Here is a 14394-nt window from a genome sequence, read left to right on the forward strand (position 1 = left end):
TGACGGGGGCGCGCTGGCACCGATTCCCGAAACTCATGGTCGGACTATACGCAGTTCCGCCGGAAATGCTGTTGCGGGTGAGACACAACCAGCCGAAAACGAAGTCGGCGGGGTGCTCCGAAAAGGCGAATGAAAACGGCCGCCCCCGATCGGAGGCGGCCGGAAAAGCCTTCGAAATCAATCGGCTACGGGCCTGTTCAGACGTCCAGCAGGTCGTCGCTGGCGAATTCCGCCTTGTCGGAGATGAAGGCAAATCGCGCTTCCGCCTTGGTGCCCATCAGCCGCTCCACGGAATCGGCGGTGCCCTCGCGGTCTTCGGTCAAGAGTTTCACGCGCAGCAAGGTGCGCGTGGCCGGATCCATGGTGGTCTCCTTGAGCTGCGTCGGGTTCATTTCACCGAGGCCCTTGAAGCGGCCGATCTCGACCTTGGCGTTGGCGTGGAACTCGGCCTTGATCAGCTCTTCCTTGTGGATGTCGTCGCGGGCGTACACCGTCTTGGTGCCGTGGGTCAGCTTGTAGAGCGGCGGCACCGCCAGATAGAGATGGCCCTGATCGATCAGCGGCTGCATCTGCCGGTAGAAGAAGGTGATCAGCAGCGAAGCGATATGCGCGCCGTCGACGTCGGCGTCGGTCATGATGATGATGCGCGAATAGCGCAGATCCTCTTCGCGGTAATGCGTCAGCGTACCGCAACCGAGCGCCAGAACCAGGTCGGCGATCTGTGCATTGGCGGTGAGCTTGTCCTTGCCGGCGGACGCGACGTTGAGGATCTTGCCGCGCAACGGCAGGATGGCCTGGGTCTCGCGGTTACGCGCCTGCTTGGCCGTGCCACCGGCCGAGTCGCCCTCGACGATGAAGAGCTCCGACCCTTCCGTGCCGGCGTTGGAGCAGTCGGTCAACTTGCCGGGGAGGCGCAGCTTCTTGCCGGCGGACTTGCGCGCGGTCTCCTTTTCCTGGCGGCGGCGCAGCCGCTCCTCGGCGCGATCGATCACGAAATCCAGCAGGCGGTTGGCCTGGTTCGGATTGCCCGACAGCCAGTGATCGAACGGGTCCTTCATCGCCTGTTCGACGATGCGCTGCGCTTCGGCGGTGGCGAGGCGGTCCTTGGTCTGCCCCTGGAATTCAGGTTCGCGCACGAACACCGAGAGCATCACGGCGGCGCCGACCATCACGTCTTCCGAGGTGATCGAGGCCGCGCGCTTGCCTTGCCCGGCGCGCTCGGCATGGTCCTTCAAACCGCGCAGCAGCGCGCTGCGCAGGCCCGATTCATGGGTGCCGCCGTCGGGCGTCGGCACCGTGTTGGTGTAGGACGACAGGAAGCCGTCGGCATCGGCGGTCCAGGCCACCGCCCATTCGCAGGCGCCGTGCGAGCCGCTGCGGCCGGACTTGCCGGAGAAGATATCCTGATGCACCAGCGTGTCGGCGTGGATCGCCGCCGTCAGATAATCCTTCAGGCCGCCGGGGAAATGGAAGGTCGCCTCCGGCGGCACATCCTCGACGCCCTTGAGCAGCTCCTGATCGCAGCGCCAGCGGATCTCGACGCCGCCGAATAGATAGGCCTTCGAGCGCGTCATCTTGAACAGGCGCTGCGGCTTGAAGGCGGCCTTGGCACCGAAGATGTCGGTGTCCGGCTTGAAGCGGGTGCGTGTGCCGCGGCGGTTGTTGATCTTGCCGAGCTCCTCGAGCTTGCCCTTGGGAATGCCGCGCTCGAAGGTCATGCGGTAGAGTTTCTGGCTGCGCGCGACCTCGACCTCGAGCCGTGAGGAGAGGGCGTTGACCACGGAGACGCCGACGCCGTGCAGACCGCCCGAGGTCTCGTAGGCCTTGGAGCCGAACTTGCCGCCGGAGTGCAGCATGCACATGATGACTTCGAGCGCCGACTTCTTCGGGAATTTCGGGTGCGGATCGACCGGAATGCCGCGGCCATTGTCGGTGACGGTGAGGAAGCCGTCGGCGGTCAGCTCCACCTCGATGAAGGTGGCGTGGCCGGCCAGCGCCTCGTCCATCGAGTTGTCGATCACCTCGGCGAACAGATGGTGCAGCGCCTTCTCGTCGGTGCCGCCGATATACATTCCGGGCCGCTTGCGGACCGGCTCCAGCCCCTCCAGCACCTCGATGTCAGCCGCCGTATAGCCGTCCTCGGCACTGCCGCCGGACCGGGCGGCGACCTTCAACGGCGCGCGACCCTTCGACTCCGGGGCTCCGAACAGATCGTCGGCTGACTTCGTTTTAGTGTTTGATTTCTGAGGCTTGGACATGTTTCTTCAAGTATGGCGCGAAACCGCGCCGCGAATCGGTTGCTTCTGACTATGCCACGGATGGGCTGAAAATGGGGACGGCCGAGGGCAGCGCCGGGCCGACCCCACAGATAGTAAGTCCGCTTACGCCCGCGAGGTGCGGAAGACAACAATCGCAAACAGGATCATGGCGAGAACCACCAGCAGCGATCCGGCGATCGGGGCGGCCTCGAGCGAGGGGCCCTTCAGCAGCACCACCGCCACGCCGGCGGGAAACAGGATGCCGCCCACGATGTGCAGCCAGCCCTGGATCTTCGCCAGCAGCATGGTGCCGGCCGCCGGCACCATGCGGTAGTAGAGGCCGAACAGGAACAGCAGTACGCCGCCGACGAGGTTGAGATGCGCGTGTGCGGGCCCGAGCGTGAAGTCGTGCTGGATACCCATGGCGATGCCCGCGAGCATTCCGAACAGCAAGACGACGACGCTGACGCACATCATCAGTGATCCGATCATCCGTATTTCCTTTTCTTGTGGGGGAGATGCCAGCCAGCCTGAACCGAGGCGGTCTTTCGGGAAATCACGTGCGATCCCCCGCCTTTGTGACTTGATGTCACGCGGAGGGCTGGCTTACCTCTTCTTAGGCGGAAGGCCGCTAGAAAGGTTCATTCACGGACGTTCAACGGAGCGGGAAGGCACTCGACGAGATGGAAGATTTTGCGCGCGCCCTGGCCGAGTTCGTGCGCCACCACCAGGTCTGGGCCGCTCCAATCGTCATGCTGCTGGCGTTCGCCGAATCGCTCGCCTTCATCTCATTGCTGGTGCCGGCTTGGGGGGCGCTGATCGCGATCGGCGCACTCATCGGGGTCAGCGGCATCAGCTTCTGGCCGGTGTGGATCGCCGGCGGCATCGGGGCTGCGCTCGGCGACTGGGTCTCCTACTGGTTCGGCTATCGCTACAAGGAGCATGTCGCGCAGATGTGGCCGCTGTCGCGCTACCCTGAGTTGCTGCCGCGCGGCGAGGAATTCGTCAGGAAATGGGGCGTGCCCAGCATCTTCATCGGCCGCTTCTTCGGTCCGCTGCGCGCCTCGGTGCCGCTCGCCGCCGGCATCTTCGAGATGGCGTACTGGCAATTCCAGATCGCCAATTTCGTCTCCGCGCTGGTCTGGTCGGCCGCGCTGCTGCTGTTCGGCGACATCATCGCCCATGCCGCCGAATGGATGTGGCGGGCGGTGTGACGGCGGGCCCCACCCAATTTTCTGTTCTCACACCCTGTGAGGGAAATTAAAATTCGTTCTATCTCCGCGACGCGGCAGTAATGTCCCGGTGTTAGCTCAGCAGCCGTCGTGACAGTGGCTGCGGGGTTTTCGGCGACATGACAGCGCGTATCGTTTCAGCTCTGCTGCTATTGCTGATCTCACTGAACCTTACCGGTGCCAATGCTGCCGGTCCGACGAATGCGGAGCAGGGCCCGACCTGGGTCGATCCGGGTTGGCGGCGGACAGTCGCCCGCTACAACGTCACGTTCGACGAACAGGGCCTGAGCACAACGGTGGTTGAGTTTGAGATCCGGGCGCTCGATGAGAAGGGTGCCCAGAGCATTGCGCAGCAGACCATCCCCTACAACAGTTACTTCAGCGAACTATCCGCCAGCGATCTTGCGACCTTGAAGGCGGACGGCAGCGAGATTGCAGTCGACGAGCGCGCGATCCGCGATCAGCCGGCATCCACGGACCTGTCCTCACCCTACTTCGATGAGCTGCGGCACAGGATCATCGCGTATCCGCATGTTGCCGCCGGCGACAGGATCAGGGGGCGTCTGGTCTACAAAGCGAAGACCGCCAGATTTCCCGGCGAGTTCGCGCAATACTGGGCCCAACCGGCGGACCAGCCGCCCGAGTTGATGGAGCTCACGATCGACGGGCCGGCCTCCAGGCCGCTGCACGTCGCGCTCAGAGACGTCGAGCACAGCGAACAGAGATTGGGCGACCGGGTCATCCACCACGTCGGTTTCAGGCAGGAAACGCCGAAGCCGCGCCAGATCGATGCTGACTCGTTCGACGACGCCAGGCGTTTCGAGGTCAGCACGTTCGCCGATTATGCCGCCTTTGCAACGATGCTGAATGCCCGCAATGCGCCCATGGCGGTGCCCGATGCGCGGCTGCGAACGCTGTCGACCGAAATCGTCGGCGATGCCGCCGACATCAACGGCAAGGTTGAGCGAATCCACAACTGGGTGGCTCGGAATATCCGCTACGTCGGGATCGGTTTCGAGGACGGCGGCTGGACCTCGCAGCCGGCATCGGCCGTGCTCGCCGCCCGCTACGGCGACTGCAAGGCGCATGCGACGGTTCTCAAGGCGCTGCTGGCGGCTCAGGGAATCGAGGCCAATCTGGTCGCGGTGAACGCCGGCGCGCAATTCACACTCACGGAGGTCGCCACTCCGAATTTCAACCACGCCATCGTTTACGTGCCGGCGATCGACCAGTATCTCGACCCGACCGTCTCGCTGCTGGGCTTCGGCGCGTTGCCGCTTGGCCTCGGCGGCAAGCCGGCGCTCAACATCGACAAGGGCACGGTGGTCCGCATCCCGGTGCCGAAGCCGGACCGCTTCTCGCTGGCGGCGGATACCGACTACACGCTGGCAAAGGACGGTACGCGGCAAGCCCGCTCGATCCTGTCGGGCACCGGTGTCGGCGCGCTGCTGGGCCGCTCGGTCGCACAAGGCCTCGAAGGAGTGGATCGCGCAGCGACGGCCAGGCGGCTGATCGAACAGGCCCAGCTGAGCGGCACCGGCGATTACAGTTTTCCGAACCCGCGCGAGCTGTCCGACAGCTACGCCATTACGGCCACATTTCAGATCAGCAAGCCTGTCGAACTCGGCGAATGGACGCGGGTCAGGATGCTGCCCCTGACCGATTTGCGGCCCTCGCTGCAGCTGTTGAGCATTGGCGGTGCGACCGATCGGCCATTCCTTTGCCGCTCGCTGGAGTACCGCGAGACCAGCTCGCTCACGCTTCCGGAGGGCACCAATCTCAAGGAGAAGCCGGCGCCGGTCGCCTATAGCAAAAGCTTCAGCGGCACGACGGCGTATGGCGTTGCCAATGGCCGCATCGAAGTGAGCGCTGCCGCCGAACTCGATGGCCGGATCGTCCGCTCCAATGCCGTCGTCCGCCTGATCCTCGACGCGGCGGTCTGTCCGGCGGAGTTCGCCACGGCGATCAAGATCGCCTTGGACAGGTTTACGGAATTCAAATACGGGCCGATCGGCCTGGCGCCTCAGGCGCCTGCCAGCGTCACGGAGGTTCGTGCCGGCTTTGACGAAGGCGTCAAGGCGTTTGCGGCCAAGCAGTACAAGCTTGCCATGACGCGTTTCAAACCGCTTGCCGAGGGCGGAGACGCCAAGGCGCAATCCTATGTGGGACACATGTATGAAAGCGGTCGTGGCGTCGAGCGCAACCTCGGCGAGGCGCTGCGCTGGTTTCTGATGGCGGCCGAGCAGGACGACTCCTACAGCCAGTCTCAGGTGGGGGTCCTGTACGAGAGCGGACAAGGCATCGCTCACGACGAAAAGCTCGCGGCCGAGTGGTACGCCAAGGCAGCCAACCACAACAACACCGACAGCATGGCTCGGCTGGCAACGATGTACCGGGACGGTCGCGGCGTGGCGCGAGATTATGAGCAGGCGGTGCGTTGGTACACGAAGGCGGCCGACCAGGGCATTGCCTGGGCGCGGGGCAATCTCGCGTTGCTTTACATCAACGGCCAGGGCGTTCCGCAGGATACCGCGAAAGCCATCCTCTTGCTTCGCCAGGCGGCCGATCAGAATGAACCCAATGCCCAGTACAATCTCGGCTGGGCGTATGAGAGCGGCACCGGCGTTCCCCAGGATCACCAAGAAGCGATCAAATGGTATCGCAAGGCGGTCCAGGGCGGCAGCATGCTGGCCCGCACCCATCTCGACGGTTTGACCGGCGGGGACACGCTCCTTGGCGTTGCGGTCCGCTATATCGAACAAGGTATCGGGTACTGTCGCGATATCGTCGCCCAGGCCATCGAAAGGATGCGGCGGATCGTGTAGGGGGCTTGGAATAAGACTACGATGCAGGGGTTACGCGGGATGACAGCGGGCTGCGTCGCTGTCATCGCGGAACCATCGAACCCTGCCAAGATCTCGCCCAACAGGCGCTGACATCACCACGCGCCATTACCGCTCACTGGAAGGACATGACATGGAATTGACACGTCGTCACGCTCTCGCCGGCGCGGCCGGCCTCGCCGCTGCGCCATTGTTGCCGTCCGTTTCTGCCAAGGCGGCGGCGCCGATCGCCGACAAGCAGGCGCCGAGCTTCTATCGCTACAAGGTCGGTGACATCCAGGTCACCGTGGTCTCCGACGGCAAGAACGTCTTCAAGCTGGAAGACTCCTTTATCACCAATGCGAAGCGCGAGGATGTCAACGCGGCACTGGAAAAGGCTTTCATGCCGCCTGACATGATGACGATCTATTTCGCGCCGCTCGTGCTCAACACCGGCGGCAAGCTGGTCGTGATCGACACCGGCAACGGCGCGACGTCGAAGGTCAACAGCAAGGGCGCCAACGGCCTGTTCGCGGAGAATTTCGTCGCCGCCGGCTTCGATCCCAAGGCTGTCGACATGGTCGTGATCTCGCATTTCCACGGCGACCACGTGAACGGCCTGCTGACCGCCGAGGGCACGCCGGCCTTCCCGAATGCCGAGGTGCTGGTGCCGGCCACCGAATGGAAGTTCTGGATGGACGACGGCGAGATGAGCCGCGCGCCGGCCGGCCGCATGCAGGGCCTGTTCAAGAACAACCGCAACATCTTCGAGGCCGGCCTGAAGAAGAAGGTCACACCCTATGAATGGGGCAAGGAAATCGCGCCGGGCCTGACCTCGGTCGAGACCGTCGGCCACACCCCGGGCCACACCTCCTATGTGCTGGCGTCAGGCTCGGCGAAGGTCTTCATCCAGTCCGACGTCACCAACCATCCGAACCTGTTCGCCGCCAATCCCGGCTGGCACGCCTTCTTCGACCAGGACGCGGGCGTGGCGGAAAAGACCCGTCGCCGCGTCTACGACATGCTGGTCGCCGAGAAGCTGCAGGTGCAGGGCTTCCACTATCCGTTCCCGGGCGTCGGCAACATCGTCAAGGACGGCGACGGCTACCGCGTCGTCCCGGCGGCGTGGAATCCGACCATCTAGCCGCCCGTCATTCCGGGGCGCCCGAAGGACGAACCCGGAATCTCGAGATTCCGGGTTCGATGCTGGCGCATCGCCCCGGAATGACGAGACAGCATCTTGACGTGGAGCGGGCGCGGCCTTATAGCCGCGCCCATGATCAACGCCGCGACCATCATCATCGCTCGCCGCCGCCGTACCTCTGCGGTACGGGCGGTCGTTCGCGTTTAACGATCATCGCCTCTGCCGCCGGATCTTGTCCCGCGGCGCTCTCCTGAAAAAAGACACGCGGTACGATCTGGCGGCTCCTACGTCATGCAGGAGTTTCGACCATGTATACGCCACCGGTATTCAAGCCTGACCGCGCCGCAAGCCTCGGCTTCGCGGAAGCGCGCGGCTTCGGCCTTGCCTGCGCGTGGGACGGCGCGCGGCCGATCGCCTCCGCGCTGCCGTTCTACCTGACCTATGCCGCCGACGGCACGCCGCAGGCGCTGTTTCATGTCGCCCGTCACAATCCGCTGGTAAAGCTGGCCGACGCCGGCCCCTGGCTGCTGGCCGTCACCGGTGCCGATGCCTATGTGTCGGCGGACTGGTACGTGTCGCCCGACCAGGTGCCGACCTGGCTCTATCAGGCCGTGCATCTGACCGGGCCGGTGCGGACCCTGTCGGGTGAGGAACTCGCCGCTCAGATCGAGGCGCTGAGCGCCAAGTTCGAGAGCCGGCTGGTGCCGAAGAGGCCGTGGACGGCCGCCAAGATGACAGCCGCGCGGCTCGATGCCATGAAGAAGGCCATCGTCGGCTTCGAGATGACGGTGGAAGAGGTGGAGGGCAGCTTCAAGCTGAACCAGCACAAATCCGAGACCGACTTTGCCGCGGTCGCGGGCAACCTTGCCGCGCAGGCCGATGCCGGCGCGCAAGCGATCGCGCAGCTGATGCGGCAGGCGCGGCCGGACGTCTTTGCAAACCAAGCGAACGAACTCGAAAGGAGCGTGCCATGACCCTCACCGACACCAACCAGCCGAAGACCAAAAACGCTGCGACCAAGGCGACCGTGTTCGTCGATGGTGCGTCCGGCACCACCGGGCTCGGCATTCAGGAGCGGCTGCGCCTGCTCGATAATGTCGAGGTCAAGCACATCGCCGAGGACAAGCGGAAGGATGCCGGCGCAAAGCGGGCGCTGATGGAGGAGGTCGATCTCGTCATCCTCTGCCTGCCCGACGCGGCCGCGAAGGAGACCGTGGCGCTGATCGACACCATGGGCAACGCAGCACCAAAAGTGCTCGACGCCTCGACCGCCTATCGGGTCGCACCCGACTGGGCCTACGGCTTCGCCGAGCTCGCGCCCGACCAGGCCGACAAGATTCGGACCGCGGCGAAGGTTTCCAACCCGGGCTGCTATCCGACCGGCGGCATCGCGCTGCTGCGGCCGCTGGTCGACGCCGGGCTGCTGCCGCCGGACTATCCGGTCACGCTGAACGCGGTGAGCGGCTATTCGGGCGGCGGCAAGTCGATGATCGCGAGTTTCGAGGACGGCTCGGCGCCGGCCTTCGAGCTCTACGGTCTCGGCTTCGAGCACAAGCACGTGCCGGAGCTGCAGCTCTATTCGCGGCTGACGCGGCGGCCGATCTTCATCCCGTCGGTCGGCAACTACCGGCAGGGCATGCTGGTCTCGGTGCCGCTGCAGCTCGACACGCTGCCGGGCAAGCCAAGCGGCGCGGACCTGCAGGCGGCGCTGGCGAAGCGCTACGCCGGCAGCAAGTACGTCACGGCGATGCCGCTGAACGAGCCAAGCAAGGGCGGCAAGCTCGAGCCGGAGGCGCTCAACGAGACCAACCAGCTCGAGCTCTATGTCTTTGCCAGCGACAAGCACCATCAGGCGGTGCTGGTGGCCCGGCTCGACAATCTGGGCAAGGGCGCCTCGGGCGCGGCCGTGCAGAACATGCGGCTGATGCTCGGGCTGGCCGACGCCTGACGCCGCGCGCATCGTGGACGAGGACACGCTGCAATTCTACCGGCGCAATGCCGAGGCCTATGCCGGGTGGGCGAAAGCCCCGTCCACCCGGCTCAAGGGCTTTCTGGCCTTGCTGCCGGCCGGCGGCGCGATCCTCGAACTCGGCTGCGGCGCCGGCAACCATGCCGCGGTGATGCTTGCCGACGGTTTTGCGCTGCGCGCGACCGACGGCTCGCCCGAGATGGCGGAGGTCGCATCGCGTCGCATCAATCATCCCGTTGAAGCGATGCGGTTCGACGAGCTCGAGGACCAAGAGGCCTATGACGGCGTCTGGGCCAGCGCCTGCCTGCTGCACGTGCCGCGCGACGAACTCGCCGGCATTCTCGGCCGCATCCACCGCGCGCTGAAGCCGGGCGGGCTGTTCTACGCGAGCTACAAGATCGGCCACGACGACGGCCGCGACAGCATCGGCCGCTACTACAATTATCCCTCGCCGGACTGGCTCGCCTCGACCTACGCCGCGTCAGGAGCCTGGACGCAGGTCTCCGCCGACACCAGCGAGATCAAGAGCTTTGACGAGGCACCGGCGACGATGCTGCATATCGTCGTGCGCAAGGGGGAGAGATAGCCGCCGGTCGGGCCCTTGCCGCAACCGGCGCAATGGGAGGCTCAGAGCACCTTGAAGATCGCGAGCGCCAGCACGGCCTGGGCGAGGAAGCCGATCGTGAACGCCAGCGTGCGGAACACCGGCAGGCCGAGCGTATAGACGATCAGATGCGCGACACGGGCCCAGAAATAGACTGCGCAGGCGAGCACGGTCCATTTGGTCGAATAGTCGGCGGCGTTGAGGATCAGCACCAGCGGCGCGAAGATCACGAGATTCTCGACCGCGTTGTCGTGCGCGAACATCAGCCGGTTGGCCCATTCGGCATGCGGCTTGTCGTTGCGCGAGGGGTTGGCCATGGCGCCGGAGAGGCCGCGCACCTGACAGCGGTTGATGATGTAGGGGATCCACAGCAGCCCGGTCAGGATTACCGTCAGCGACAGCCAGAACAGTTCGCGCGTCATCGTATCCCCCTCAAATGATTTCGATTCCCGACCGCCGGGATGGCCTGTTTATAGCTGAGCGGGAGGCCTTTCGCTACGCGCGGACGCGGACATAGCTGCCCGGAGCGTCCTCCAGCGGCGGCGTCGCGACCGAGCCGACATCGCGCGCCGGCACCGTCTCCGGATCGTGGCTCGCCAGCCATTCGCGCCAGTCGGGCCACCACGAGCCCTTGTGCTCCTCGGCGCCCTTCAGCCAGTCCGCGAGCTTGACGTCCTTGATGTTGTCGTTGGTCCAGTACTGATACTTGTTCGACGCCGGCGGATTGACCACGCCGGCGATGTGGCCGGAGCCCGCCAGCACGTATCTGACAGGACCGCCGAAGAATTGCGAGCCGTACAGCACCGATTCCGCCGGCGCGATGTGGTCCTCGCGGGCCGCGAGGTTGTAGATCGGGACCTTGACCTTCGACAGATCGAGCAGCGTGTTGTCGAGCACCATGGTGCCGGTCGACAGCCGGTTCTCCAAATAGCAGTTGCGCAAATAGTAGGAATGGTTGGACGCCGGCATCCGCGTGGCGTCCGAATTCCAGTGCAGCAGGTCGAACGCGGACGGCGACTGGCCCTTCAGATAGTTGTTCACGACATAGGACCAGATCAGGTCGTTCGAGCGCAGCATGTTGAAGGCCATCGCCATCTTGCCGCCGTCGAGCACGCCGGATTCGTACATGTCGCGTTCCAGCGCCGAGATCTGGTCCTCGTCGACGAACACCAGGAGGTCGCCGGCATGGGTGAAGTCGACCTGCGCGGCAAAGAACGTCGCCGAGGTCACGCGCTGGCGGCGCTTCTCCGCGAGATAGGCCAGCGTCGAGGCGAGCAGGGTGCCGCCGACGCAGTAGCCGGCGGTATGCACCTTCATCTCGCCGGTGGCCTTTTCGATCACGTCCATCGCGGTGAGCGGGCCTTCGGTCATGTAGTCGGCCCAGGTCTTCTTGCCGAGCTCCTTGTCCGGATTGACCCAGGAGATCACGAACACCGTGATGCCCTGGTCGACGCACCATTTGATGAAGGATTTCTCGGGCCGCAGATCGAGGATGTAGAACTTGTTGATCCACGGCGGCACGATCAAGAGCGGCGTGCGCAGCACGGTCTCGGTTGCCGGCGAGTACTGGATCAGCTGCATCAGATCGTTCTGGAAGATCACCTTGCCCGGCGTCGTCGCCATGTTGACGCCGACCTCGAGGTTGGTCGGGTCGGACTGGCGGATCCGCAGCGTGCCGTGGCCGGCCTCGATATCCTCGGCCAGCATCTTCATGCCGCGCACCAGATTGTCGCCGTTGCTGTCGACGGTGGCGCGCAGCACCTCCGGATTGGTCAGGATGAAATTCGACGGCGCCAGCGCGTTGGTGATCTGCTGGACGTAGAACTCGGCCTTCTTGCGGGTGTGCGGATCGAGCCCGTCGGCGTTGCGGACCAGTTCCTGCGCCCATTTCGAGGTCAGCAGGTAGAGCTGCAGGATGAAATCGAAGAACTGATTCGACTTCCACTCCGGATCCTGGAACCGCTTGTCGCGCGGTGCCGGCTCGATCGTGGGCTTGGCGTCGGCTTCGCCGGCCATGCGGCGTGCTGCCGCGCCCCACAAATCGAGGTAGTCCTTACCGAGCTTCATCTGCAGCTCGGAGGCGCGCTCCTTGTCGGACAGCCAGTACTCTGCAACCACGCTGAAGGTCTTGATGACCTCGCCGAGCTCGTTCGGGGTCTTGTCGCGCAGCTCGCCGCTCTGGCGCGGCTTGAGGTAGGCGGCAAGGGCCTGGCCGCTGCTCTCCATCGCGCGCGCGATGTTCATGGCAAAGGCTTCGGCGTTGAATTTGGGGGCGGTCTCGGGTTCGGTAGTCACGTTGCTCATCTGATGGACAATATCGCGTCGTTTGGTGGGCGTCATCGCGCGGTGCGGTAACGATAATCAGTCAAATTCCAATGTTTCCTTCTGTTGCACCGCGATAAAAATCTTCGTTCTGACATATTGAAGCCTTACGGCTCGCATTTCCTGTTCCCGCTTTAACCGTTTCGGGCGACAATGGTTTGAACGGTCAAGGCGAGAATTGACGCAGCGGAGGCTGCAAGGCTCGTACCAGTGCGACCCGTGTCGGCAACGTGCGACCTGCGCGCTAGCTTGTTGGGGACATTTCGGCACATGCCGATCGATCGAATGAAAAGGGGCCTCGCGGCCGCAGTGCTGTTTGCGTCGATTGCGGCGCTGGGCGGCTGTTCGAGCATGATCGCGGACTACACCGTGCCGGCCGATGCGCCGGCGCGGGCCAGGGATTCGAGCGGCTACCTGCCGGTCCATGACTTGCCGCCCGACCGCAGCGAGCAGACCATGAAGCCGGCGGATCAGGCCAAGATGGAAGCCGAGCTCAAGGCGGCGCGGGAGCGCCAGGCGACGGCGGCGGCCCAGAACGCGGCTGCGGCGGGCGACGTGGCTGCGGCGAACGCCGCGGCCGGGAAGTAGCCGCCGGACGGGGCCGATCTGCGCTGGCGCTACGGAGCGTCCGTGGTAAAAGAACTTCAATTCAACCGCAGATCCGGCCGTCGCCCCAGATTGCGCGCCTGAATTCGCCCTAAGTCATTGATCTAGTGCGATTTCCGGATGAGGCCTGTTCCGGCTTCGGCAACCCGACGGGGTGGTCGATTCTGGCATGCCGGTTGTCGGAGCAAGGGTCCCATGGAAGATTTCTACCGCATTCGCCGTCTGCCGCCTTACGTCTTTGAGAAGGTCAACCAGGCCAAGGCGGCCGCGCGCAACGCCGGGGCCGACATCATCGACATGGGCATGGGCAACCCGGACCTGCCGACCCCGCCGCATGTGATCGAGAAGCTCAAGGAGACCCTCGGCAAGCCGCGCACCGACCGCTACTCGGCCTCGCGCGGCATCAACGGCCTGCGCAAGGCCCAGGCCGGCTATTACGCCCGCCGCTTCGGGGTGAAGCTCAACCCGGACACCCAGGTGGTCGCGACCCTCGGCTCCAAGGAGGGCTTTGCCAACGTCGCGCAGGCGATCACCGCGCCGGGCGACGTCGTGCTGTGTCCCAACCCCAGCTACCCGATCCACGCTTTCGGCTTCCTGATGGCGGGCGGCGTGATCCGCTCGGTGCCGTCGGAGCCGACGCCGCAATTCTTCGAGGCGGTCGAGCGGGCGATCGTCCATTCGATCCCGAAGCCGATCGCGCTGATCGTCTGCTATCCGTCGAACCCGACCGCCTATGTCGCGGACCTCGATTTCTACAAGGACCTCGTCGCCTTCGCGAAGAAGCACGAGATCTTCATCCTGTCGGACCTCGCCTATGCCGAGGTCTATTTCGACGAGAACAATCCACCGCCGTCGGTGCTGCAGGTGAACGGGGCGATCGACGTCACCGTCGAGTTCACCTCGATGTCGAAGACGTTCTCGATGGCCGGCTGGCGGATGGGCTTTGCGGTCGGCAATGAGCGGATCATCGCGGCGCTGGCGCGGGTGAAATCCTATCTCGATTACGGCGCCTTCACGCCGGTACAGGTGGCGGCGACCGCCGCGCTGAACGGGCCCGACGACTGCATCCGCGAGATGCGCGACACCTACCGCAAGCGCCGCGACGCGCTGGTCGAGTCATTCGGCCGCGCCGGCTGGGACATTCCGCCGCCGCAAGCCTCGATGTTCGCCTGGGCGCCGCTGCCCAAGGCGTTCGAGGCGGTCGGCAGCATGGAGTTCGCAACCCTGATGGTGGAGAAGTCCGGCGTCGTGGTGTCGCCCGGCGTTGCCTTCGGCGAGCATGGCGAAGGCTATGTCCGCATCGCGATGGTGGAGAACGAGCAACGGATCCGGCAGGCCGCGCGCGGCGTGCGCCGCTTCCTTGAAAGCGGCATCGAAACGTTGCACAACGTGATTCCTCTCGCCAACCGACGCTAATCCTTCCAGGTTCCCAATTAT

General features: G+C 64.7%; 12 protein-coding genes. 8 read left to right on the top strand and 4 right to left on the bottom strand.

The window, feature by feature from the left end:
- Positions 1-197 precede the first annotated feature (197 nt).
- Together parE and XH93_RS20355 are read right to left on the bottom strand one after the other, a co-directional pair.
- Positions 198-2258 (bottom strand): DNA topoisomerase IV subunit B, encoded by a 2061-nt coding sequence (gene parE, locus XH93_RS20350; RefSeq protein ID WP_194474918.1) that lies wholly within the window; start codon positions 2256-2258, stop codon positions 198-200.
- A 123-nt stretch (positions 2259-2381) separates the two neighbouring features.
- Entirely contained in the window at positions 2382-2750 is a 369-nt protein-coding gene (locus XH93_RS20355; protein WP_139483936.1) for a hypothetical protein, read from the bottom strand.
- A gap of 191 nt (positions 2751-2941) precedes the next feature.
- Between XH93_RS20355 and XH93_RS20360 the strand changes: the two genes are divergently transcribed.
- From XH93_RS20360 to XH93_RS20385, 6 genes are all read left to right on the top strand, one after another.
- Positions 2942-3472, top strand: a complete 531-nt coding sequence (locus XH93_RS20360; RefSeq protein ID WP_139483935.1) for a DedA family protein — start codon at positions 2942-2944, stop codon at positions 3470-3472.
- A 137-nt stretch (positions 3473-3609) separates the two neighbouring features.
- Positions 3610-6315 (top strand): DUF3857 domain-containing protein, encoded by a 2706-nt coding sequence (locus XH93_RS20365; protein WP_194474919.1) that lies wholly within the window; start codon positions 3610-3612, stop codon positions 6313-6315.
- A 151-nt stretch (positions 6316-6466) separates the two neighbouring features.
- Positions 6467-7456: an MBL fold metallo-hydrolase gene (locus XH93_RS20370; protein WP_194474920.1), complete on the top strand. Its 990-nt coding sequence runs from the start codon at positions 6467-6469 to the stop codon at positions 7454-7456.
- A 308-nt stretch (positions 7457-7764) separates the two neighbouring features.
- Entirely contained in the window at positions 7765-8430 is a 666-nt protein-coding gene (locus XH93_RS20375; RefSeq protein WP_194474921.1) for an FMN-binding negative transcriptional regulator, read from the top strand.
- Positions 8427-9404, top strand: coding sequence for an N-acetyl-gamma-glutamyl-phosphate reductase (gene argC / locus XH93_RS20380; RefSeq protein ID WP_194474922.1), 978 nt, complete (start codon positions 8427-8429; stop codon positions 9402-9404). The genes XH93_RS20375 and argC overlap by 4 nt, the downstream gene beginning before the upstream one ends.
- A gap of 13 nt (positions 9405-9417) precedes the next feature.
- Positions 9418-10011: a bifunctional 2-polyprenyl-6-hydroxyphenol methylase/3-demethylubiquinol 3-O-methyltransferase UbiG gene (locus XH93_RS20385; protein ID WP_194474923.1), complete on the top strand. Its 594-nt coding sequence runs from the start codon at positions 9418-9420 to the stop codon at positions 10009-10011.
- A 41-nt stretch (positions 10012-10052) separates the two neighbouring features.
- On the opposite strand, the gene XH93_RS20390 is transcribed toward XH93_RS20385, so the two are convergent.
- Together XH93_RS20390 and XH93_RS20395 are read right to left on the bottom strand one after the other, a co-directional pair.
- A complete protein-coding gene (locus XH93_RS20390) occupies positions 10053-10451 on the bottom strand; it encodes an MAPEG family protein (RefSeq protein WP_194474924.1) in 399 nt (132 codons plus the stop codon).
- Between the two features lie 73 nt (positions 10452-10524).
- Positions 10525-12333 (bottom strand): alpha/beta hydrolase, encoded by a 1809-nt coding sequence (locus tag XH93_RS20395; protein ID WP_194474925.1) that lies wholly within the window; start codon positions 12331-12333, stop codon positions 10525-10527.
- A gap of 303 nt (positions 12334-12636) precedes the next feature.
- Here XH93_RS20395 and XH93_RS20400 point away from each other — a divergent pair, with 303 nt between their 5' ends.
- Complete coding sequence (locus tag XH93_RS20400) at positions 12637-12939, top strand: hypothetical protein (protein ID WP_246799670.1); 303 nt, start codon at positions 12637-12639, stop codon at positions 12937-12939.
- Between the two features lie 213 nt (positions 12940-13152).
- On the top strand, positions 13153-14373 hold the full coding sequence (locus XH93_RS20405; protein ID WP_194474927.1) for an LL-diaminopimelate aminotransferase: 1221 nt from the start codon (positions 13153-13155) through the stop codon (positions 14371-14373).
- Positions 14374-14394 lie beyond the last annotated feature (21 nt).

The organism is Bradyrhizobium sp. CCBAU 51753, from assembly GCF_015291565.1.
Lineage (GTDB): Bacteria > Pseudomonadota > Alphaproteobacteria > Rhizobiales > Xanthobacteraceae > Bradyrhizobium > Bradyrhizobium ivorense.

Coding starts and splice junctions, on each gene's coding strand:
- XH93_RS20400 (WP_246799670.1), top strand. CDS start 12,637: ATGAAAAGGGGCCTCGCGGCCGCAGTGCTGTTTGCGTCGATTGCGGCG.
- argC (WP_194474922.1), top strand. CDS start 8,427: ATGACCCTCACCGACACCAACCAGCCGAAGACCAAAAACGCTGCGACC.
- XH93_RS20370 (WP_194474920.1), top strand. CDS start 6,467: ATGGAATTGACACGTCGTCACGCTCTCGCCGGCGCGGCCGGCCTCGCC.
- XH93_RS20390 (WP_194474924.1), bottom strand. CDS start 10,451: ATGACGCGCGAACTGTTCTGGCTGTCGCTGACGGTAATCCTGACCGGG.
- parE (WP_194474918.1), bottom strand. CDS start 2,258: ATGTCCAAGCCTCAGAAATCAAACACTAAAACGAAGTCAGCCGACGAT.
- XH93_RS20360 (WP_139483935.1), top strand. CDS start 2,942: ATGGAAGATTTTGCGCGCGCCCTGGCCGAGTTCGTGCGCCACCACCAG.
- XH93_RS20405 (WP_194474927.1), top strand. CDS start 13,153: ATGGAAGATTTCTACCGCATTCGCCGTCTGCCGCCTTACGTCTTTGAG.
- XH93_RS20355 (WP_139483936.1), bottom strand. CDS start 2,750: ATGATCGGATCACTGATGATGTGCGTCAGCGTCGTCGTCTTGCTGTTC.
- XH93_RS20395 (WP_194474925.1), bottom strand. CDS start 12,333: ATGAGCAACGTGACTACCGAACCCGAGACCGCCCCCAAATTCAACGCC.
- XH93_RS20365 (WP_194474919.1), top strand. CDS start 3,610: ATGACAGCGCGTATCGTTTCAGCTCTGCTGCTATTGCTGATCTCACTG.
- XH93_RS20375 (WP_194474921.1), top strand. CDS start 7,765: ATGTATACGCCACCGGTATTCAAGCCTGACCGCGCCGCAAGCCTCGGC.